General features: G+C 33.6%; 18 protein-coding genes and 1 tRNA gene. 16 read left to right on the top strand and 3 right to left on the bottom strand.

Translation table 11 applies throughout. From position 1 onward, the window contains the following. Positions 1-65 precede the first annotated feature (65 nt). The 14 genes from MJ631_RS04725 to rnc all read left to right on the top strand — a co-directional run bounded on the left by MJ631_RS04725 (position 66) and on the right by rnc (position 14,803). The gene (locus MJ631_RS04725; protein ID WP_007302450.1) at positions 66-1,295 is read left to right on the top strand and encodes a lipoprotein-releasing ABC transporter permease subunit; all 1,230 of its coding nucleotides are present in this window, start codon (positions 66-68) and stop codon (positions 1,293-1,295) included. Further along, entirely contained in the window at positions 1,288-2,019 is a 732-nt protein-coding gene (locus MJ631_RS04720) for a hypothetical protein (RefSeq protein ID WP_007302451.1), read from the top strand. The genes MJ631_RS04725 and MJ631_RS04720 overlap by 8 nt, the downstream gene beginning before the upstream one ends. Then, positions 2,016-3,236, top strand: coding sequence for a tetratricopeptide repeat protein (locus MJ631_RS04715; RefSeq protein ID WP_019236883.1), 1,221 nt, complete (start codon positions 2,016-2,018; stop codon positions 3,234-3,236). Before MJ631_RS04720 ends, MJ631_RS04715 begins: the two co-directional genes overlap by 4 nt. Before the next feature lie 166 nt (positions 3,237-3,402). After that, positions 3,403-4,275: an ATP synthase F1 subunit gamma gene (gene atpG / locus MJ631_RS04710; RefSeq protein WP_007302454.1), complete on the top strand. Its 873-nt coding sequence runs from the start codon at positions 3,403-3,405 to the stop codon at positions 4,273-4,275. Between the two features lie 18 nt (positions 4,276-4,293). Then, positions 4,294-5,628 carry a TldD/PmbA family protein gene (locus MJ631_RS04705; RefSeq protein WP_007302455.1) on the top strand — a complete coding sequence of 445 codons (1,335 nt, stop codon included), beginning with the start codon at positions 4,294-4,296 and terminating at the stop codon, positions 5,626-5,628. A gap of 174 nt (positions 5,629-5,802) precedes the next feature. Next, on the top strand, positions 5,803-6,054 hold the full coding sequence (locus MJ631_RS04700) for a cold-shock protein (protein ID WP_007302456.1): 252 nt from the start codon (positions 5,803-5,805) through the stop codon (positions 6,052-6,054). A gap of 34 nt (positions 6,055-6,088) precedes the next feature. Beyond that, entirely contained in the window at positions 6,089-7,315 is a 1,227-nt protein-coding gene (locus MJ631_RS04695) for a DEAD/DEAH box helicase (RefSeq protein ID WP_262986213.1), read from the top strand. Between the two features lie 297 nt (positions 7,316-7,612). Then, positions 7,613-9,892 carry an AAA family ATPase gene (locus MJ631_RS04690; RefSeq protein ID WP_007302458.1) on the top strand — a complete coding sequence of 760 codons (2,280 nt, stop codon included), beginning with the start codon at positions 7,613-7,615 and terminating at the stop codon, positions 9,890-9,892. A gap of 56 nt (positions 9,893-9,948) precedes the next feature. Beyond that, positions 9,949-10,947: a hypothetical protein gene (locus MJ631_RS04685; protein ID WP_007302459.1), complete on the top strand. Its 999-nt coding sequence runs from the start codon at positions 9,949-9,951 to the stop codon at positions 10,945-10,947. Positions 10,948-11,005: 58 nt separating this feature from the next. Further along, entirely contained in the window at positions 11,006-11,896 is an 891-nt protein-coding gene (locus MJ631_RS04680; RefSeq protein ID WP_007302460.1) for a class I fructose-bisphosphate aldolase, read from the top strand. Positions 11,897-11,901: 5 nt separating this feature from the next. Further along, a tRNA-Cys gene (locus tag MJ631_RS04675) sits at positions 11,902-11,973 on the top strand. A gap of 107 nt (positions 11,974-12,080) precedes the next feature. Next, the gene (locus tag MJ631_RS04670; protein WP_052264760.1) at positions 12,081-12,878 is read left to right on the top strand and encodes a hypothetical protein; all 798 of its coding nucleotides are present in this window, start codon (positions 12,081-12,083) and stop codon (positions 12,876-12,878) included. A gap of 72 nt (positions 12,879-12,950) precedes the next feature. Then, complete coding sequence (locus MJ631_RS04665; protein WP_007302462.1) at positions 12,951-14,018, top strand: quinone-dependent dihydroorotate dehydrogenase; 1,068 nt, start codon at positions 12,951-12,953, stop codon at positions 14,016-14,018. Positions 14,019-14,110: 92 nt separating this feature from the next. Beyond that, positions 14,111-14,803 (top strand): ribonuclease III, encoded by a 693-nt coding sequence (gene rnc, locus MJ631_RS04660; RefSeq protein WP_012481989.1) that lies wholly within the window; start codon positions 14,111-14,113, stop codon positions 14,801-14,803. A gap of 52 nt (positions 14,804-14,855) precedes the next feature. Here rnc and MJ631_RS04655 read toward each other — a convergent pair whose 3' ends face one another. From MJ631_RS04655 to MJ631_RS04645, 3 genes are read right to left on the bottom strand one after another with little or no spacing between them, the layout of a single operon-like run. Beyond that, complete coding sequence (locus MJ631_RS04655) at positions 14,856-15,455, bottom strand: SCO family protein (protein ID WP_007302464.1); 600 nt, start codon at positions 15,453-15,455, stop codon at positions 14,856-14,858. A 35-nt stretch (positions 15,456-15,490) separates the two neighbouring features. After that, a complete protein-coding gene (gene dnaQ, locus MJ631_RS04650) occupies positions 15,491-16,195 on the bottom strand; it encodes a DNA polymerase III subunit epsilon (RefSeq protein ID WP_007302465.1) in 705 nt (234 codons plus the stop codon). Continuing rightward, the gene (locus MJ631_RS04645) at positions 16,195-16,854 is read right to left on the bottom strand and encodes a Tim44/TimA family putative adaptor protein (protein ID WP_007302466.1); all 660 of its coding nucleotides are present in this window, start codon (positions 16,852-16,854) and stop codon (positions 16,195-16,197) included. The genes dnaQ and MJ631_RS04645 overlap by 1 nt, the downstream gene beginning before the upstream one ends. Positions 16,855-17,018: 164 nt before the next feature. Between MJ631_RS04645 and secB the strand changes: the two genes are divergently transcribed. Both secB and acnA read left to right on the top strand, forming a co-directional pair. Further along, positions 17,019-17,522: a protein-export chaperone SecB gene (gene secB / locus MJ631_RS04640; RefSeq protein WP_007302467.1), complete on the top strand. Its 504-nt coding sequence runs from the start codon at positions 17,019-17,021 to the stop codon at positions 17,520-17,522. A gap of 6 nt (positions 17,523-17,528) precedes the next feature. Beyond that, positions 17,529-20,150, top strand: coding sequence for an aconitate hydratase AcnA (acnA, locus tag MJ631_RS04635; RefSeq protein WP_262986211.1), 2,622 nt, complete (start codon positions 17,529-17,531; stop codon positions 20,148-20,150). Positions 20,151-20,213: the final 63 nt, after the last annotated feature.

Genomic DNA, 20,213 nt, shown 5'->3' with positions numbered 1-20,213 from the left:
TTGAGGTAAAGGAAAAATTACAGTTATATGAAGCATAAAAAGTATGATATTTAAATCTTAGTATAATGTCTATTGCCTTTGAATTTACTATGGCTATTCGCTATTTGCGAGCAAAGAATTCTAGATTTTGCTCTATAATGGCCTTGTTTTCTATTATTGGTATTGCTCTTGGAGTTGCAACGCTAATAGTAGTAATGTCTGTAATGAATGGGTTCAGAGCAAAGCTGCTCGACTCTGTACTTGGCATTAATGGTCATATTAATGTTTACTTTGATAGAAGCATAAATTCAGATTACCACGCAGTGTTAAAATCTATTGAGAAAATCCCAGGTGTATTAAAAGCTACTTCTATGACCAATGATCAAGTGATCGTTGCAGCAAATAGTGGAATTGTGGGTAGCGTAGTCCGTGGTGTGTCAACTAAAGACTTACTTAATAATACTATCGTTAAGAATAATGTAATTATGGGTAACGTGGAAAAATTCGATGAAGGTATCATAATAGGGGCAAGATTAGCAGAAGCTTTGAATATTGATTATGGTGATAACATTATGCTTATATCACCTGAAGGATTTGATGCACTGTCTGGTGAAATACCAAAAATGAAAGAATATAAAGTTGTAGCAATATTTGATATGGGTATGTTTGAGTACGACAATACCTTAATGTATATGCCCATAAAGTCAGCTAAAGCTTTTTTTAATTATAAAGATAATGTGAGAAATATAGAAGTGTTTGTAGATGATATTGCTATGGCTAATAAGCTAGCAAACGCTATAGCAAAAGAAACAGGAATGAGAGCTGAAAGTTGGCAGTCTCAGCAAAGCCATTATGTTAATGCTTTAAAGACTGAAAGAAATGTGATGTTTTTAATTCTCACTTTAATTATAGTTGTAGCAGCATTTAATATTGTTTCAAATTTGATGATGATAGTGCAAGAAAAGAAATCTGCAATTGCAATTATGCGTACGTTTGGTGCAACAAGCGGAAGCATTATGCGCATATTTTGTGCTTGTGGATTGCTGATTGGTTTTACAGGAACTTGTCTTGGCTCTATTATAGGGGTTGTTTTTTCTCTCAATATTGAAAGTATTAGAGTGTTTTTAGAAAACATTACCAACATCAAACTGTTTGATCCTATGATATACTTTTTTTCAAGTTTGCCAGTGATATTAGTCTCTCAAGATGTGATTAACATTTCTGCACTTGCATTGTTCTTATCATTTTTAGCGACAATTCCTCCTGCATTACAAGCAGCTGCTCAAGATCCTGTGGAGATATTACGTTATGAATGATACTTGGAGAAAATGCATAGGTTGGTTCTTAATTATATTGTTGTTTGTTAGCTATATTACAATAAATAACATAATATTTTTTAAAATAAATCAGCAAGAGAGTGAAAATAGTATAAGTATTGTAACGGAAAAGATAGATGAACTTAAAATGTTGCTTGAAGTTAATCAAATTAAGGTAGAGAAAAAGATATTTGATTTAAAGAGAAATCTGCACACTCAATGTGAGCAAGGTGACGGTAGTTCAAGACATAAGAACCTCGCAAAGTTGCTGCTACTTGTGATTAAGATGAAGAATTCGTTATTGCAAGAAGCCAAGTTTGATAATCATATAAATTCAATAAAGCCTTTGATATCAGAGCTTGACGATCCAGAAATAGAAAATGCAGTCAATGAATTGGAAAATTTGAAAGAGGTAGATACTTTATGCGGGTTGAAATTGTCTTTTGAGAAGAACATGACTGTTATTAACTACAATAAAAGTAACTTGTTTAAAAAAATCATTTCAAATTGGATCAAGATAGATGATCGTAGTGATCCACTCAGGTTAAAGCTTGCGGAAATTGAAGAATTAATAAGCGATAATGATTGGCAGAGCATAGCCACCGCAATAAGTGACTTAACATACCCAGAATTCAAACCATGGCTTAATAAATTGAATGATTTTATTGTAGCTTTCAAGAATACTTCAATAATATATCGTCACTTATTACAATACATCTCATGATTTATTTTATAATTTTTGCTTTTTCGTTTTTATTTGGCATATGGATCAAGGTAAGTGGTGAAGTAATAAAATTGGAATTAGGCAATTACACTATAAGTATTGATCTATATTTCGTTATTCTTGCTTGCGTAGTCTTATTATTTTTATTGATTGCAGTTGCACGTTTTTGTTCTTCTATTTCATCAACATTTGCTAACATAAAAAATAGAAGAAGAAGTAGGGAAGAATTGCTTCTCTTTGAAGCTTTCTTTAGCTTAGATTTAGGTAATATAGAGAACACCAATAAGCTAATTAAAAATCTAAATGAAGAAAGTGATAAATTATCTTTAGTAAAGCTCTTTAATTCAGGTAAAACGGGAAATTACAGCTTTTTCAGCCATAATTTAACGAGTATTGCAAGTAAAAATCGCAACTTAGCTCTACTTCTGATCAATAAACTGATTATTCACCTAAAGCAAGAAAGGTTAGTCTTTCAAAAATTTATAGAATATTGCTCTAGTTCAATTAATGATAAAATTTTGTCTATTCCCTTTCAAATAGAGCATTGTATATTGCAAGAAGATTGGATAAATGCAATTTCAAAGTTAAAGGAAGCGATCAAATTCAATATTTTTCTTCCCTTTGATCGTAAAAAGATGTTAGCGGTTTTTTATTGCGCTTTAGCAAAGCAATACGAAAGTAAAGGAAGTTTTTGCAAAGCTATAGATTATTTAGCTAAAGCACAAAGTTATTATGCAACTTTTCAGCCCATCAATTATTTAAAGGCAGAATTATATATCAAGCTTGAAAAAATCAGAAAAGCTTCCACAGTATTAGAGGAAGAGTATAGAGTAAATCCTACTCCTCAATCAGCTAGAATGTATATCAAGTTAAATAATAAAGGCGCTGAAAGACTATATAACTTACGCCCTGATTATTATTTTAGTTATTGCTTGCTTGCTTTGTCTTCAATTAGCTTAGGGAAATATGATCTTGCAAGTCAGCATTTAGATATTGCTATGAAAAAAGCTAATTACATATCAATCTACCTTGTTATGGTACAGCTCAAGATTATGCTACAAGAGTATGATCAAGCAATTTACTGGCTAAATAAGATGAACTCAGAAGCTGTGCCTGATCCAGGTTGGAAATGTGTTGATTGTAATAAAGAGCTAAAGCAATGGGATTATAAGTGCTCAAGTTGCAATAGTCTTAATTGTATTTACCTTATATTATAAGACTCCATAAGGTGTGATACTTTTACATCGAGATTGCTTTAATATAATCTTTATCTCAAAACAGTAAATCTGTGAGTTTCTTAGTTAGGTTTGATTCCAATGTCAAAAAAACTTGTTTTTAGACATTACCAGTTATATATTTTAATAAATTAGAATTATATATAAAATGAAGAGCTTAAAGGAATTATCCTTAAGAATTAAAAATATTAAGTCTGTGCAGAAAATCACGAAAATAATGCAAATGGTTTCTGCAGCAAAATTATTACAAAGCCAAAAGAAATTATCAAATTCAAAATTGCATATATCTAAGCTGCATAGCATTATTTCTTCACTAGCGCTATCAGCGGATCAAGAGTTACTAGCAAGAATTCTAAATATCAATAATGAAGATTCTTTCCTAGTATTTATTATTGCATCTGATCGTGGTTTATGTGGCAGCTTCAACTCCTCTGTTGTTAAATTTAGTCAGGAGCATATAAACAAATTAATTGCAAATGATAAGAAAGTAGACATTGTTTTTTTTGGTAAGAAAGCTTTTGAGACAGGCAAAAATAGATTTAATTCTAAAAATATCTTGAAGGTTGAAAATAGTAAGGGAATCACACTAAAGCGTGTGGAAGCCTTGGTTAGTGATATAGATCTAAGTAAATACAATAAAGTTAAGGTTTTTTACAGTAAATTCTATAATACCTTCATGCAAAAGCCAATATTAGAAACAATAAAACCATGGAGTAAAGACTCATTATTAATTGATAATTCTGTAGTTAGTCCTCTAACAGATTACAGCTATGAGTATGAACCACAAAATATTGAGTTTATTTTAAAATCTTTGACTCAAGATTATGTTACAGCTTCTCTTTATTCTGCTTTACTTGAAAGTGCAGCAAGTGAAAATAGTGCTAGGATGGTTGCTATGGAATCAGCAAACAGAAATACAAAAGAAATGCTAAATAAACTAGCATTACTTTATAATCGTTCTCGTCAAGCAGCAATTACAACTGATTTGATTGAAGTTATAGGTGGTGCAGAATCTTTATAGAAACTCAAGGAATGAAAAATGAATATATTAAATATTGCAGCAGATATCACTAAACTAATAAAAAAGCAGAATCAAGACGCAGAAGTTACAATATATGAAACTAATAAGACCTCGGTTTCTCAGCGTCTATCAAAAATTGAACAAATATCACAATCTAAAAACTGTACTGTCGGAATTAGAGCTATAGCAGGTAAGAACAAAGCTGCGTATATTTCCACAAACGATTTGAATAATCTTAGTAGTGCAGTGAGCCAAGTGGTGGAAATGGCAAAGAATGCCCAGGAAGATCCTTATATTAGTTTTGCTGTAGATGGCAGTAATTATATCTCTTCTGCAGATTTAAATATCTCAGATAATAATGTTGTAACAATTGATAACTTAAAAGAAATTACTGAAGCTACAGAAAATTCAGCTCTTGCACATAAAAATATTATTAATTCCGAAGGAGCTTCATCTTCACATACTTCAGTAAATACAGTATTATCAACCGTTTCTGGTTTTGTTGGTTCATTTAGTAAGTCAACTTTTGTTAATCAGGTTTCTGTTGTTGCTGGAGAAAAGAATGAAATGAAAATAGGCTACGATTACGATGTAGCATGCAACTTCAGTGATTTAAAAACACCGGAGTCAATAGGGAAAGAAGCAGCAAAAAGAGCAATAGATCAATTGGGTTCATGTACAATCAGGACAGGCAAATTTCCGGTTGTTTTTGAAAAAAGAGCAGCAAAAGAGCTAGTAAAGAGCTTTGCTTCTGCCATAAATGGTAGCAATATTGTAAATAATAGCTCTTTTTTGAGAAATAGTTTAAATAATCAAATTTTTAATACTGAGATTAGCATTATTGATGACCCATTGTTACCAAGGGGTATAACATCAAGACCGTTTGACGGGGAAGGAATAATGAGTAGAAGAAATGAATTTGTAAAAAATGGAGTACTGCAAAACTGGATTTTAGATCTATATTCGGCTAGGAAATTAAACTTGGAAACGACCGCAAATGCAACTCGTGCAAGTAATGCTGCAATTATTCCTTCAGCTAGTAATTTCTATTTCAAAAATGGTAATAGATCGTTTAAGGAATTAATTGAGGAAGTAAAAGAAGGAATATATGTAACTGATTTATTTGGTTTTGGTGTTAATTTAATCAATGGCGATTATAGTCAAGGTGCATGCGGATTTTTTATAGAAAATGGTAAAATAACGTATCCAATACACGAGATTACTGTTGCCGACAATTTGAAAAATATGTTTAGCAATTTAGTTGTTGCAAATGACCTAACTTTCTGTGGGCAGTTTAATTCACCAACGATTAAAGTTAGCGAAATGACAGTAGCAGGTTCACTTAGTGATTAAAAATTTTAGTTGCATTAAGTACAATAATTGTGTACTATTACTATGTAATGTTAAGAATAGACTATGGAGTATAGAAGTTTAGTTGCAGTAACTAAGCTTAAAGCATTCTAAATCGTAATTTCAAAGTTTTTCATCACATTAATAATGTTAGTTAGTAGTTTAGGAGTTATCCATATGGAATTTGGTAATATAAAATGGTTTAATGTTGAAAAAGGCTATGGTTTCATCAAGCCAGAAGGTAAAGGTGAGGACGTTTTTGTACATGTTAGTACATTAGAACGTTCAGGAATAAGACCTGATGAACTTCGAGGAGAGGATAAAAAGAGAGGAATGAAAGGGGAAAGAGTAAGTTATGAGCTTAAAGAAGAGCGTGGTAGGAACGGAGAAGATAAAAAGTCTGCAATAAATTTAAGATTGGAAGATTAGTCTATCGTGAAGCTTTTTAATAGGGTAATGTATTGTGAGTAATTTTCATGAAATGGGGCTTCCAACTTTGCTTAGGCAAGCTCTAAGTAAAAATAATCTTTGTGTTCCAACCCCGATTCAGGTGCAAGCGATTCCTCTAGCTCTTCAGGGCAAAGATATTCTTGGGTCTGCTCAAACGGGAACTGGAAAAACCTTAGCGTTTGCTATTCCACTGGTTGCTAAATTGATGAATGAGCCAAGCATTGGTTCAGCTTTAGTCATCGTGCCAACCAGAGAGCTTGCTCATCAGGTAACAAGTGAGATAAGAAAACTCTTATCTCAAAGTTCTTTACTAAGAGTTGCTTTGTTGATCGGAGGCGAGCCTATTTTTAGGCAGCTAAATCAGCTTCAGAAAAAACCACAAATTATAATAGGTACTCCTGGTCGTATTATAGACCATATTGAGCGTAAAACTTTAGTTACTCGGAATGTTGGTATTCTTGTGCTTGATGAGACGGATCGTATGTTTGATATGGGCTTTGGAATTCAGATTGAAGAAATTATGAAGCATTTGCCTAAAATAAGGCAAACTCTTATGTTTTCTGCAACTCTTCCTGGAGAAATAGTAAAACTTACTGAAAAATATCTTAATCAACCAGAGCGTGTTTCTGTCGATTGCCAGGCTACAACTTCTGTAAAAATTAAACAAGAAGTTGTTTATGCATCAGAATCAGAAAAATATGGCAAGCTTGTTACACAATTATGTCAGCGCAAAGGATCAATCATTATTTTTGTCAAAACAAAGCGAGGAGCGGATCAGCTAGCTGACAAATTGCACAAAGATGACTATAGCGCTTTGGCAATTCATGGTGATTTAAGGCAGCACAAGCGTGAAAGAGTCATTGATTCTTTTCGTCGTGGCCACAATCAAATCATGGTTGCAACAGATGTTGCTTCTCGCGGTCTTGATATTCCGCACATTCAACATGTTATCAATTATGATGTACCACAATCGCAAGCTGATTATGTTCATCGTATAGGTAGAACTGCACGTGCGGGAGCTGAAGGATTTGCATTATCTTTTGTTACACCTCAAGATAAGAGAAGACTGCCTGCACTAGCAGATAAAGAAGGAGAGCCAAATTTTGATTGTAGTATGCAATCTCAAAAACGTAACAGCAAAAAGATCTTTAAAAGGCCAAGTACGTTAAAGGCTAAATACGGTAGAAAAAAGATCAATGTATTTAAGAAGAAAAGCAGAGTACTAGAAAAAGCGTATTAATGTACTTAACTATTCTTCTATTCTTTAAAAGCTCCAGTAAACTTGCTGCAAAGTGAAGTGATTGGAGGATGGTAGAAAGAATATATAGCTAGCCCAAATTAGATTTACCTACAATTTGATAATCTTAATTCTGCTGCTTATAACGTTTTGAGATTATCACAACGGTATAATGTTAGGCTGTGTGGACTATAATCTGTAGCTTAATTCAATTTGGCTACAACGAGCTGCTAGATTTCAGTTTTTTTAATAATTGTGTGCTACTAATTATATATAAATTTACACTTTTAAAGAGAATAGATGATTTCTAAAAATTTAGAGGCAAGTTTAAATAGAGCGTTACAGATTGCTTCTGATTGTAAGCTTAAATATGCAAAAGTGGAACATTTGTTGCTAGCATTAACCAAAGATGTGGATGTAAATTATGTTTTATCAAGATGTAACATCAGAGCTGGTGAAATCATAAATATAGATAATATTATATTAAGGAATGATCGTGGTAATAATGCAAAAGGTTTTTTACAAGACAACTCCGAATTAACTGTCAATAAAGTTGAGCCTGATGTGCTATTTCAACGCATAATACATAAAGCCATGATACGAGCTCATCGTCTGGGAAGAAAAGAAATAAATGGAGCAAGTATTCTATTAGAGATTCTGTCTGAGCAAGATTTATACATTGAAGAGCTATTATGCAAACAGAATGCAAAGGATTCTAATTTGATTTATAACATATCCAATATAAAATATTCAGGTGATATAGAAGAATATGTAACTAATCGCAAGATAAAACTTGATAAGAATAACGATATCTCTACTGTAGCAAATAAAGGTGAATTATTAAAAGATGAAGAAGTTCTACAAAATTATTGTAGAAATTTAAATGATTATGCAAGAAGCAAAAAAATAGATTATGTCATTGGTCGTGATTATGAATTAAATCGCACTATAGAAATCTTGCTAAGACGCAGAAAAAATAACCCTTTATATGTCGGAGAACCAGGTGTTGGTAAAACAACAATAGTTGAAGGCTTGGTATTGAAAATTATTGAAGGTAGTGTTCCGAGTGCACTGAGATCCAGCATAATTTATGCTTTGGATTTAGGATCACTTCTTGCAGGAACACGCTATAGAGGTGACTTCGAAGAGAGAATAAAATCTATAATAAAAGTAATTGAGGCAAAACCTGGCGCTATTCTTTTCATTGATGAAATACACACTATTATTGGAGCAGGTTCAACAAGTGGCAGCTTTCTTGATGCTGGCAATCTGCTCAAACCTGCACTTGCAAGAGGTGCGTTGCGTTGTATAGGTGCAACTACATATAGAGAATATAGCAATAGCTTTGAAAAGGATAAAGCATTAGCAAGGAGGTTTCAAAAAATTAATGTAAAAGAGTCTTCTATTAATGATACAGTAAAGATACTAGATGGTATAAAGCATTACTATGAAAGGTATCATGGAGTATATTACACGAAACATGCCATTAAATCTGCAGCTGAACTTTCACACAAGTATATTACTGGGCGAATATTACCTGATAAAGCAGTTGATGTTATAGATGAAGCAGGGGCATATTGTAAGTTACAAAAAAGCAGGCGAAAAATTATAAACAGTAGAGACATTAAGAGTACTATCGCTAGGATTACAAACGTACCTTGCGGGTTTGATGATATGCAAAGAGTAAAATCTTTGAAAGAAAATCTCAATAGGGCCATTTTTGGTCAAGAGCAAGCGATAGAGTTTCTCGTTAATTCTATTAAAATTGCTAAATCTGGTCTGAGAAGTTACAATAAACCCTTGGCAAAGTATCTTTTTGCAGGGCCAACTGGTGTAGGTAAGACTGAGCTTGCGAAGCAGCTAGCACAAAATATGGGTATGAACCTTATTCGGTTTGATATGTCTGAGTATATGGAACCTCACACAATATCTAGAATGATTGGTTCCCCTCCTGGATATGTGGGTTACGACCAAGGTGGATTGCTTACAGAATCTGTATCTAATAATCAATATAGCGTAGTACTTCTTGATGAAATTGAGAAAGCTCATAGTGATATTTATAATATATTACTACAAATCATGGATTATGGTTGTGTTACAGACACTTACGGACGTAAGGTTAATTTTTCCAATACGATTTTAATTATGACAACCAATGCAGGGGCATTTGAACGTAACAAAAGTTCTATTGGCTTTGGGTATAAAAACTTTAACATCAGTGACAGCGAAAAAGCAATGGAACGGGTTTTTAGCCCCGAATTTCGTAATCGTCTTGATGCAGTCATTTCCTTTTCTGATTTGGATGCGGATGTCATTTTGCACATTGTGGATAAATTTATTCAGGAATTAAAAAAACAACTTGTGCAAAAGGGTATAAGCTGCTCAGTGGAAGAAGAAGTAAAGTCTTATCTTGCGCAAACAGGTTATAGCAAAGAAATGGGAGCACGCCCAATAGAGAGGCTGATTGAAAAAGAGATAAAAAGTCATTTGGCTGAAGAAATACTGAATCGTCGATTAATTAAAGGAAAGAAATTAAGGATTTATATTGGTAAACACGGAATTGCTTTTGATATAGTTTAAATTCTTGCTTGAGTATTAAATTTGTAGTATAGTCACTATTTTTTAATGAGGCTATAGTGGCAAGTTTAACCAGAAATCAATATTACAGTAATCAAGATTTACGGAATTTATTTTCAAGGCTGGGAATAAAAGCGGAAGAAGTAATAAGCCAGGAGTTTGATGATGTACTTAAGTTAGTTGAGCGGCGCTTTAGAAGAGCTTCATTAAAATGTCACCCTGATAAAGTAGTAGGAGAGAAAGAGAAAAAAATAGCTGAAGAAAAGTTTAAAAAACTTAGTGCAGATAAAGATAAGCTAGAGAAATATCTTAACGACTTAAAAGCAGCTGGCATATCTATAACATTACAGCGAGAAGTGCAGGAAAAACAAAGGAGAATCAATGAGATTCTATTGCGTAGAGAGAAAGCTGTGAATAGAGCATGTTTATTTTTTATATTAGCAAATGTGGTACTTGGTCCGTCGCCTCAAGTCAAATATTGCTTATCACAACTTGCTAACAGTGGCAAAGTGCAAAATATTGCTTATAAATTTTATGCATTCAGCATTGGAGTTTGGCCATGGTTATTTATTATATCCTTTTGTAGTATTATCTATGCAGCAAGTAAACAAAGAGGCTCACAAGAAGGAAATCTAGATAGGTTAAATAGAAGATACAATCTACTTATTGCTGCTGATAATTATGTAATATGTATATCAGCAGCGTTTGCTGTATGCAGTTTAATGTCGGAAGTTGCACAAAATGGCTGGCCTGTTCAATATGGAACGATGCTAATAGCTAATTTAGCATTAGATTTATTACTTATTGCTTTACTTAGGACTTTTGTGAAAGCTTTTGAACTATATGGTGAATACTGTACCCAGTGTTTATATGAAGAAGATGCGGAATTTAGTTATAAAGAAAAATTTGCATGGTATGACTACAAATTAGTACTTATGCCGCTCGTTCTTCCTATTGTTAAAATGTATTTTGAAGATTTAGTTCAAGAAAAACCACAACAGCATACTACTGATCCTAAAGTTACACCTTTAAATATAGGCGTAGGAACAAGAGCATAAAAAGGTCTTTGCTTCAACTATAGTTTTTGCTACACTTTGAGTAAATTTGAAGATATTAATGAGTGAAGAAGTAAAACAAATCCTAAGTTACTACGAAAGTGAAAACCCTGGAGTAAAAGCGAATCTTACTCGCATTCTTATGCATGGGAAACTTGGTGGAACTGGCAAGTTAGTAATTCTCCCTGTAGACCAGGGATTTGAGCACGGACCAATAAAAAGTTTTGAAGTTAACCCTGATGCTTACGATCCACATTATCATTTTCAGCTTGCAGTTGATTCAGGAGTAAGTGCATACGCTGCTCCGCTTGGTATGATCGAAGCTGGTGCTTCAACTTATGCTGGAATGCTACCACTTATTTTGAAGCTTAATAGCGCTAACTCTTTGCACTCAAAAAGCTTAACTTCAGATCAAGCAATAACTGCCTCTGTAAAAGATGCGCTGCGTTTGGGCTGCATGGCTGTTGGGTTTACTATATATCCTGGTTCTGCTAAGTGTTTTGATATGATGGAAGAAGCTCGCAAAATTATAGCTGAGGCTAAATCTTGTGGCCTTGTTGTAGTGCTATGGTCTTATCCACGTGGTGAAGGGGTTTCCAAAGAAGGTGAAACAGCAGTTGATGTGATTGCCTATGCTGCGCATATAGCGGCTTTGCTCGGTGCCAACATAATAAAAGTAAAACTTCCAACCAATCATCTGGAAAGAGAAAAAATAGAAAATATTGAATCATTATCTAAAAGAATTGAATATATTAAAAAGTCTTGCTTTGCAGGAAAAAGAATAGTAGTTTTCTCTGGTGGTGAGTCAAAGTCAGTGGATGATATATACAATGAGGCAAAAGAAATTAAGCAAGGTGGTGGTAATGGTTCAATTATCGGGCGCAACACTTTTCAAAGAAAAAAAGAGGATGCTTTATCTATGCTAAAAGATATAATTAATATCTACGCATAAAAAACGGCTGGGTGGCAGAATGGCTTATGCGGAGGACTGCAAATCCTTTTATACCGGTTCAATTCCGGTCCCGGCCTCTTACTCCAATTAGATCGTTTTTTCTTCTCAAATTTTAACAAGAAGTGTGGCTTTTAATGAAATATTTAAAAAAATAAGATACTATATTCAAAATATAAGCAGTAAAATGCCAAAGAGATTAACAGAAGTTTTATTATTGATTGGTTTGCCCTTCTTGCTTACCAGTTGCACTTTTCACTATTTATTAAAGAGCTCGTATACTCATCTTGCACCAGAAAAGTACCCTTCATCCAACAAACAGCCGGTTTACGTCGGTACAGCTTACAGTGCACAGACTATATATAATGCGTTATTTAATGACTTTCTGTTAATAGGTAAGTCATCATTCACAGCCAAACATGGGCGTGCTAGTCAATATGTTAACTATGGAAGAGAAGTTGGAGCAGATGTGATAATCGTATCATTTCAAAATATGCAAAAGGATAAAGAGCATTTTAGCATCACAGAAAAACTATTATGGGACACAAGCTTAACAACATTTCATACAAGGACCATTATAAACTTTGATCAGGACGTACTCTTTCTAAAAAAGGTAGGTGATGCAAAAGCTCCATGGGAATATGTCAAAGGAGAGTTCAAGCTTCACGAAAAAGACGATACTGATCCATATCTAGGGAATTGGGTAGGGTATAGAATATGCGAGATTGCAATATCTTCTTCAGAAGATGAATACTTAGGATTTGTAAATGAAGATAATTGTAAAGAAAAATCTGGAATAAATAAGATGCTTGCTTGGAAAAATGGGGATGTAAGGTTGCGGATTAATAAACAATCAAAACAGGGATTTTATTTAAATCGAAATAAGATTCCTATACTAATAAAATCTCAAATTAACAAATTTGGCTACCTCGAATTAGTAGATGAAAATACTGATCAAGTTCTGGTTTCCCTTCAGAAAAATTAGTTTTTACTACCCATAGAAACTATATACTTACTATTTTGATAAACCTCAAGCTTTCTAAGTTATTCTTGTTGCATGGTAAAAAATAAACTAAAAATAAGCAAAGTGTTTTACAAAATGATATTACGTAATTTATTGTTTTTACTGCCGCCTGAAATCGCTCACTCCTTGGTAATAACGGCGTTAAAAAAGATGCCCTGTAGGAAACCTATAGAACTACCTAAGTCTTTAAATGTAAACTTTTTTGGTAATAAAATTAGGAGTCCTGTAGGTCTTGCTGCAGGTTTTGATAAAAATGCGGAAGTTGTAAAGCCGATGCTCTCATTTGGTTTTGGATTTATTGAGGCTGGTACTGTAACTAAACATCCCCAATATGGAAACAAAAAACCGAGAATTTTTCGATTAATTAAAGATGAAGGAATAATTAATAGATTGGGATTTAATAATAAAGGAGTAGACTATTTTCTTAAACAGATAAGTGAAACTAAACTTGGTAATTGTATTTTTGGTATAAATATAGGAAGAAACAGTACATCAAAGGACCAAATCAGCGATTATGTTGACTTAATAAAGATAGTATATGGAAAGAGCAATTATATAGTACTGAACATCTCATCCCCAAACACACCTAACTTGCGCGATTTGCACAATAAACAAGAATTATCCAAATTGTTGAAATCTATCACTCTAACCCGGAAATCAATCGATAGCTCTGAATCCATACCGATAATATTAAAAATTTCTCCAGATATAGATCAGCAAACAAAAGAAAATATCGCTGAGCTTACACTAGAATATAAAATTGACGGCTTAATAGTAAGCAACACTACGATAAGTCGAGATTCTTACTATAATGAGAGTGGTGGGTTGAGCGGCAGGCCATTATTTCAACTTTCAACCGAGTTATTGAGTGACATGTACAAGCTTACTAAAAGCAGAATTCTATTGATAGGATGCGGAGGAATTTCAAGTGGTGTTGATGCATATGAAAAAATAAAGGCAGGAGCCTCTTTAGTACAACTGTACACTGCTCTTGTATACCAGGGGCATCAAGTTGTGAACAAAATCAATCTGGAGCTTGCAGAATTGGTAAAAAGAGATGGATTTAGTAACATTACTGAAGCAGTGGGTTGTATACATTAATTTTGGAAGTTATTGATATTGTTTTAGTAAAGTAGAGCTAACTTTTTAGTGTAGAGGTATGATAGAGAGTGCTTTTCTATTGAATGATTAATATGAGAGTTTTGAACGATACAATATCTAAAGTTATTAATTATAAATTTACAGATTATGCAATATTAGAAGAGGCATTAACCCACCCAAGCGTAAATAAGAGAAATAGCGAAGACCAGGTTGTAAGCTACGAAAGGCTAGAGTTTTTGGGCGATAGTGTTTTGAATATGGTTGTGTCTGTTATGCTGTTTAAAATGTTTCCTGAAGAAAAAGAAGGAGCATTGGCAAAAAGAAAAACGGATTTAGTTTGTGGCAGTACCATTGCTAATGTTGCTAAAGAAATAGAGTTAGGTAACTTTATTATCATGAATAATAGTGAACGTTGTAACGGAGGAAAATGTAACTTAAAAAATTTAGAAAATTCGCTTGAAGCACTAATAGGTGCAATTTATATTGACGGCGGACTTGAGAGTGTTGAGAAATTTATTATCCGACATTGGGAAAAGCTAGCTAAGGACATCCTCGATCCTCCTCAAGATCCTAAAACTTCACTGCAAGAATGGACTCAGAGAAATAAATTACCTTTACCGAAGTATGAGCTTGTAAAACAAACTGGACCAGCACACAATCCTGAATTTACTATATCAGTTTGCATAGAGAGTTATGACAAAGTTTCTGCATGCGCTCCTAGTAAGAAAATTGCTGAACAAAAAGCTGCTGAGTTGATCCTAGAAAAAATTAAAAAAACGACTTAGTTTAATCAAAATAGCTGTTAGCATAAATTTAAAGTAAGCTAAGCTCTTTAGTTCAGCTTACATATTTTTTTATCTCAGCCAGAATCTTATCAGATTGACTTTCATCTGAATTTAAATCAGCTACAAAGTGTGTGACATATTTTCCTTCAGGGCTAATAAGGTATATCATTGAAGAATGGTTAATTTCCTCTTCTCCATCTACTTTACTTGCATATACTTTATACTTTGCAACTACTTCATCTATTTTTTGTCTTTCACCAGTGAGCATTTGTATTCTATGGTCAAATTGCTGCTGAAATTCTTTAAGCCTTTCTGTATTATCGCGCTCAGGATCAACTGTGATAAAAAATGTTTGTAGCTTGTTGTCAGTTTTCTCGTCTAACTTTGCAAGTGTTTCTGAAATTATTCCAAGGTTCATAGGGCAAATTCTTTTACATGAGGAAAATCCAAAAAAAATCATCATATACTTATCTTTGAAATCACTACTGCGTACTATTTGCCCGTTTTGGTTAATCAAAGAAAAATCCCCACCTATTTTAATTTCTGTATTTTGTGAAACAAATATGCCTTGCTTAGTAAAATAACAATAACCTAAGAAGATAGCTGCTACTGTTATTAGCAAACTAGACAATAACCTTATAAACTTTATCATTAAAGCGTTTCCAATAAAGTTAAATCATATATTGATTAGTTGATTGATTCAATATATTCCTTCCAAAGTGGGTTGTTAATTTTATCTAACAATTTCTTATGCTCATCAATTTCTTTAATACTTGGTGAATGTTCTCTGCGAGCTAAATTACGCACTTTATGTTGAATAAACGTAGAGTTATTGTCCTGAGCACATTCATTATTAAATAAAAAGGTTTGCAATCCTCCTGTAAGCTCAACATAGACCTTTGCAAGCAATTGAGCATCAACTAATGCTCCGTGTAACTCTCTACCTTCTAGCGATATATCAAAACGCTTGCATAATGCATTTAAAGAAGCAGGTGATCCTACAAACTTTTTTCTTGCAAGTGGTAATGTATCTAGCACTCTATCTGAGGAAATTAACCCAGCATTTAACTTGCCTAACTCCATATTAAGGAACTTAACATCGAATTCAGCATTATGAATCACCAAAATGTCATTGGATATGAAGTCAAGAAATTCAAGTGCAACATCTGAGAATAGTGGTTTATCTTCCAAAAATTCCTCACTAATACCATGAATCTTAAATGAGTGGTAAGGTATATCTCTTTCTGGATTGAGATATCGATGAAATGTTTTACCTGTTGGAATACGATTAATTAGTTCTACACATCCTATCTCAATAATTCGATGTCCAGATTTAGTATCAAGACCTGTAGTTTCAGTATCAAGTACTATTTCTCGTAGCCTACTTTTCATCAGTTGTCATTTGTTGTTAAATTTTTATCAGTACTTGCCTTCTTATAGTTAATAGAAACAAGTAACCAAGTTAGATCTGATGAATTAATATTTTTTTTGAATTGCCATACATCTTCAACTTTGTTAATAGTAGACATGCTACCTGATGTGATGTTTCCTTCGTTATTCTTAACGAAGTTAATTTGCTCTGAAAGGAAATATACTGCAATAAATATTACGTTTTTTACTAACTTTATTTCTAAGATCTTTTGTGAAACGATAGAAACAATTATGGACTCATGTGTCTCTTTACGATGTTTAATCTTATCCACAAAACTGTTATATAAGTCTTTGTCCAGAAGGGATTTTAATTGAGGTAAATTTCCTTGGTTAAAATATTTTATTATTAATTCAAAAGCTATGCTTGAACCTTCTATAAAATTGGAAATAGAAAACTCTTTGTTTTTTTGTAATATTTGTTCATAAGTAGTTTCTATTGAACTTTTGTCGTTGCTATAAATATAATCTTCGATATTTTCTACCACATCTTCTTTACTTTGACTTACATCCAATACACCTGTTAGCTTTTTTAGGTTGAGACTGGCTGATCTTCCTAAAGAATTATATAAGCGTGAAAAAATAAACGCCGCTAGTAAAGCATATATTACAAGCTCTATCATGGTAACTTAACTCCTTGATATATAAAGTATCTAAATATTATTAATTATTGATAAAAATATGTTTTTCATATTAACCTATAGTTAGGTTTACTATTCATTTGTAAATGAATATATTATATAAGAAAGTATTAAACATCTCAACTTAATTAAAGGAGACGTAAGAAATGTCACAACACAAAATGAAAATTCATGGTCAGTATGTCAAAGATTTTTCGTTTGAGAATCCAAATTCGCCATTCCTTCCTTCTAGTAAAGCTCCTGATATTAATGTAATGGTTAATATTAATTCAGCAAAATTAGAAGGAACAGAAAATAAAAAAGGAATAAGTGAAGAAAAGCCTTTTCATGAAATTACTTTGCATATAGAAGCCAAAGCAACGGTAAAAGATGAAGATGTAAAAGATGATATAGCTTTCATTTGCGAGGTAAAGTATTGCGGTATTTTTTCAATAGAAAATTTTACAGAGCTAAGTGAGGAAGAGGTGAGACAAGCTTTATTTATTGGTGGACCTACTTTTCTTTTCCCTTTTGCAAGAGAAATAATTGCAAGAACTACAAGTAGTGGTGGGTTTCCTCCACTTATGCTAGATCCTATAGATTTTGAAACTATGTATCAGCAGCAAAGTCAACAACAAAAAAGTAGCGCTAGTAATTCCAATTTTAACTAATACAGGATGAACAATTCTTTAAATGCAAAGACGACTTTAAATATTGATGGAAGGTTATATAACTACTTTAACCTAAGTAACGCTGGTAAATTTTTAGGAGTAAATTTAACAAAATTGCCTTGTTCACTCAAGGTATTGCTTGAAAATTTATTGCGCAACGAAGATGGAGTAAGCGTTAAATTAGATGACATAAAGATATTAGCAAATTGCGTCAAGAAACACATTAATCACGAAATTAGCTACAAGCCAGCAAGGGTTTTGATGCAGGATTTCACAGGAGTTCCTGCTGTCGTTGACTTAGCTTCAATGCGTAATTATGTGAAGAAAAACGGAGGTAACCCCAGCAAAATAAATCCATCTGTACCTGTTGATCTTGTGATCGATCACTCTGTTCAAGTAGATAGTTACGGAAGCACTTCTGCATTTGGTAAAAACGTTGCACTGGAAGTAAAAAGAAATTTGGAGAGGTATCAATTCTTAAAATGGGGAGAGTCATCCTTCACAAATTTTAGAGTAGTGCCACTAGGTACTGGAATTTGCCACCAAGTGAATCTTGAATATTTAGCGCAAGTTGTATGTAACGATAGCGGAGTTCTATATCCAGATACCTTAGTCGGTACAGATAGTCACACTACTATGGTAAATGGTTTATCGGTTCTTGGTTGGGGTGTTGGTGGAATAGAAGCTGAGTCTGTGATGCTTGGTCAACCAATTAGTATGGTAATTCCAGAAGTAGTAGGATTTAAATTAATAGGAAGACTTTCAGAGGGAGTAACAGCAACTGATCTAGTGCTAACGATTACTAATATCCTGAGAACAAAAGGCGTTGTTGGCAGATTTGTGGAATTTTATGGTGATGGCTTAGATTGTTTATCTTTGGCAGATAGAGCAACCATAGCTAATATGGCTCCAGAGTATGGTGCAACTTGTGGATTCTTTCCAATTGATCAGAAGACACTAGATTATTTAAACTTAACCGGAAGGCCAAAAGAGTTGGTTAAATTAGCTGAAGTCTATGCAAAAGAACAAGGGCTGTGGCGTAGTAATGAAGAATTGGCGTTCTTTGACACACTGAAGCTTGATTTATCAAGCGTAAAGCCAGTGATGGCTGGTCCTAAAAGACCACAGGATAAGATTTTCCTTTCAGAAGTAGCGGAATCTTTTTCTACATCTTTTCCTATTAATGAGACAAACAGACCTCCGTTGGAACCTATCTATGGCGATCAGCTCCAGAGTGGCAGCGTAGTGATTGCAGCAATAACAAGCTGCACTAACACCTCAAATCCAAGTGTGATGATTGCTGCAGGTCTTGTAGCTCGTAATGCAATTAAACTTGGATTAAAATCAAAGCCTTGGGTTAAAACTTCTCTTGCTCCAGGGTCACAAGTTGTGACAGAATATTTAGAAAAGTCTGGATTGCAGGTAGATCTAAATGCTTTGGGTTTTAATCTAGTTGGATATGGCTGCACAACTTGCATTGGAAATTCTGGTCCACTTAATAAGGATATAGAGGATGATATAAAAAACAAAAACTTAACTGTTGCTGCAGTTTTGTCTGGCAATCGTAACTTTGAAGGAAGAATTCATCCGTTAGTCAAAGCTAATTACTTGGCATCTCCGCCACTTATTGTTGCATATGCACTTGCAGGCACTGTGCAAATTGATTTGACAAAAGATTCAATATGCAAAGATAAGAATGGAAATGATGTCTATCTCAAAGATATATGGCCAACAAATAATGAAGTTGAGAGCTGTGTTAAAAGTGTTGTGACGCGTGAAATGTTCATACAAAAGTATAAGGATGTTTTTTCTGGTGATGAGCATTGGCAAAAGATAAAGTGTGAGAAAGGTGAAATCTATGATTGGGACACGAAAAGCACTTATATACAAAACCCTCCCTATTTTGATAATTTATCGACTAAGAACAATGGAAGCAACATAGTTGATATAAAGAATGCGCAAATACTAGCGATGTTTGGCGATAGCGTCACTACCGACCACATTTCCCCTGCTGGAAATATTGCCTCAAATAGTCCTGCAGGCATATATTTAAAAGGTCTTGGAGTTGAACCGCAAGATTTCAATTCATATGGATCTCGCCGCGGTAACCACAACGTAATGATGCGTGGAACCTTTGCTAATATCAGAATAAGAAATAAAATGGTGAGCGCTGAGGGTGGCTATACAAAACATATTCCTTCTCAAGAAACTATGTCAATTTTTGATGCAGCAATGCAATATAAAAGAGAAGCTGTTCCATTAGTTGTCATTGCAGGAAAAGAATATGGTACAGGTTCAAGTAGGGATTGGGCAGCAAAGGGTACTGCATTACTGGGAATTAAAGCTGTGATTGCAGAAAGTTTTGAACGCATACATAGGTCCAACTTGGTCGGCATGGGTGTTCTTCCACTTATATTCCAAAATGGAATAACCAGAAAGATATTTGATGGTAGTGAGATAATAAGCATAAAAGGTGAAATAGTATCAAATGGAAATCTAGAATGTATCATTAAAAGACAGGATAATTCAAAGCAATCAATACAACTCAAATGCTGTGTACAAACCGCAACTGAGATTAAATACTTAATGAGTGGTGGAGTGTTAAGCTACATACTTCTTTCGACTTAGTAAAAGTAAGTACTAGACTTCTTTTAGCTCCAGCCCTGGTCCTTTTAAATAATGATTTGTTCT

Origin of the sequence: Wolbachia endosymbiont of Oryzaephilus surinamensis (genome assembly GCF_025617515.1) — a bacterium.
GTDB lineage: Bacteria > Pseudomonadota > Alphaproteobacteria > Rickettsiales > Anaplasmataceae > Wolbachia.
This window is presented reverse-complemented; position numbering and strand designations above follow the sequence as displayed.

Excerpts from the sequence above, each read along its gene's own strand:
- MJ631_RS04725 (WP_007302450.1), top strand. The coding sequence starts at position 66 with ATGTCTATTGCCTTTGAATTTACTATGGCTATTCGCTATTTGCGAGCA.
- MJ631_RS04720 (WP_007302451.1), top strand. The coding sequence starts at position 1,288 with ATGAATGATACTTGGAGAAAATGCATAGGTTGGTTCTTAATTATATTG.
- MJ631_RS04715 (WP_019236883.1), top strand. The coding sequence starts at position 2,016 with ATGATTTATTTTATAATTTTTGCTTTTTCGTTTTTATTTGGCATATGG.
- atpG (WP_007302454.1), top strand. The coding sequence starts at position 3,403 with ATGAAGAGCTTAAAGGAATTATCCTTAAGAATTAAAAATATTAAGTCT.
- MJ631_RS04705 (WP_007302455.1), top strand. The coding sequence starts at position 4,294 with ATGAATATATTAAATATTGCAGCAGATATCACTAAACTAATAAAAAAG.
- MJ631_RS04700 (WP_007302456.1), top strand. The coding sequence starts at position 5,803 with ATGGAATTTGGTAATATAAAATGGTTTAATGTTGAAAAAGGCTATGGT.
- MJ631_RS04690 (WP_007302458.1), top strand. The coding sequence starts at position 7,613 with ATGATTTCTAAAAATTTAGAGGCAAGTTTAAATAGAGCGTTACAGATT.
- MJ631_RS04680 (WP_007302460.1), top strand. The coding sequence starts at position 11,006 with ATGAGTGAAGAAGTAAAACAAATCCTAAGTTACTACGAAAGTGAAAAC.
- MJ631_RS04670 (WP_052264760.1), top strand. The coding sequence starts at position 12,081 with ATGCCAAAGAGATTAACAGAAGTTTTATTATTGATTGGTTTGCCCTTC.
- MJ631_RS04665 (WP_007302462.1), top strand. The coding sequence starts at position 12,951 with ATGGTAAAAAATAAACTAAAAATAAGCAAAGTGTTTTACAAAATGATA.
- rnc (WP_012481989.1), top strand. The coding sequence starts at position 14,111 with ATGAGAGTTTTGAACGATACAATATCTAAAGTTATTAATTATAAATTT.
- MJ631_RS04655 (WP_007302464.1), bottom strand. The coding sequence starts at position 15,455 with ATGATAAAGTTTATAAGGTTATTGTCTAGTTTGCTAATAACAGTAGCA.
- dnaQ (WP_007302465.1), bottom strand. The coding sequence starts at position 16,195 with ATGAAAAGTAGGCTACGAGAAATAGTACTTGATACTGAAACTACAGGT.
- MJ631_RS04645 (WP_007302466.1), bottom strand. The coding sequence starts at position 16,854 with ATGATAGAGCTTGTAATATATGCTTTACTAGCGGCGTTTATTTTTTCA.
- secB (WP_007302467.1), top strand. The coding sequence starts at position 17,019 with ATGTCACAACACAAAATGAAAATTCATGGTCAGTATGTCAAAGATTTT.
- acnA (WP_262986211.1), top strand. The coding sequence starts at position 17,529 with ATGAACAATTCTTTAAATGCAAAGACGACTTTAAATATTGATGGAAGG.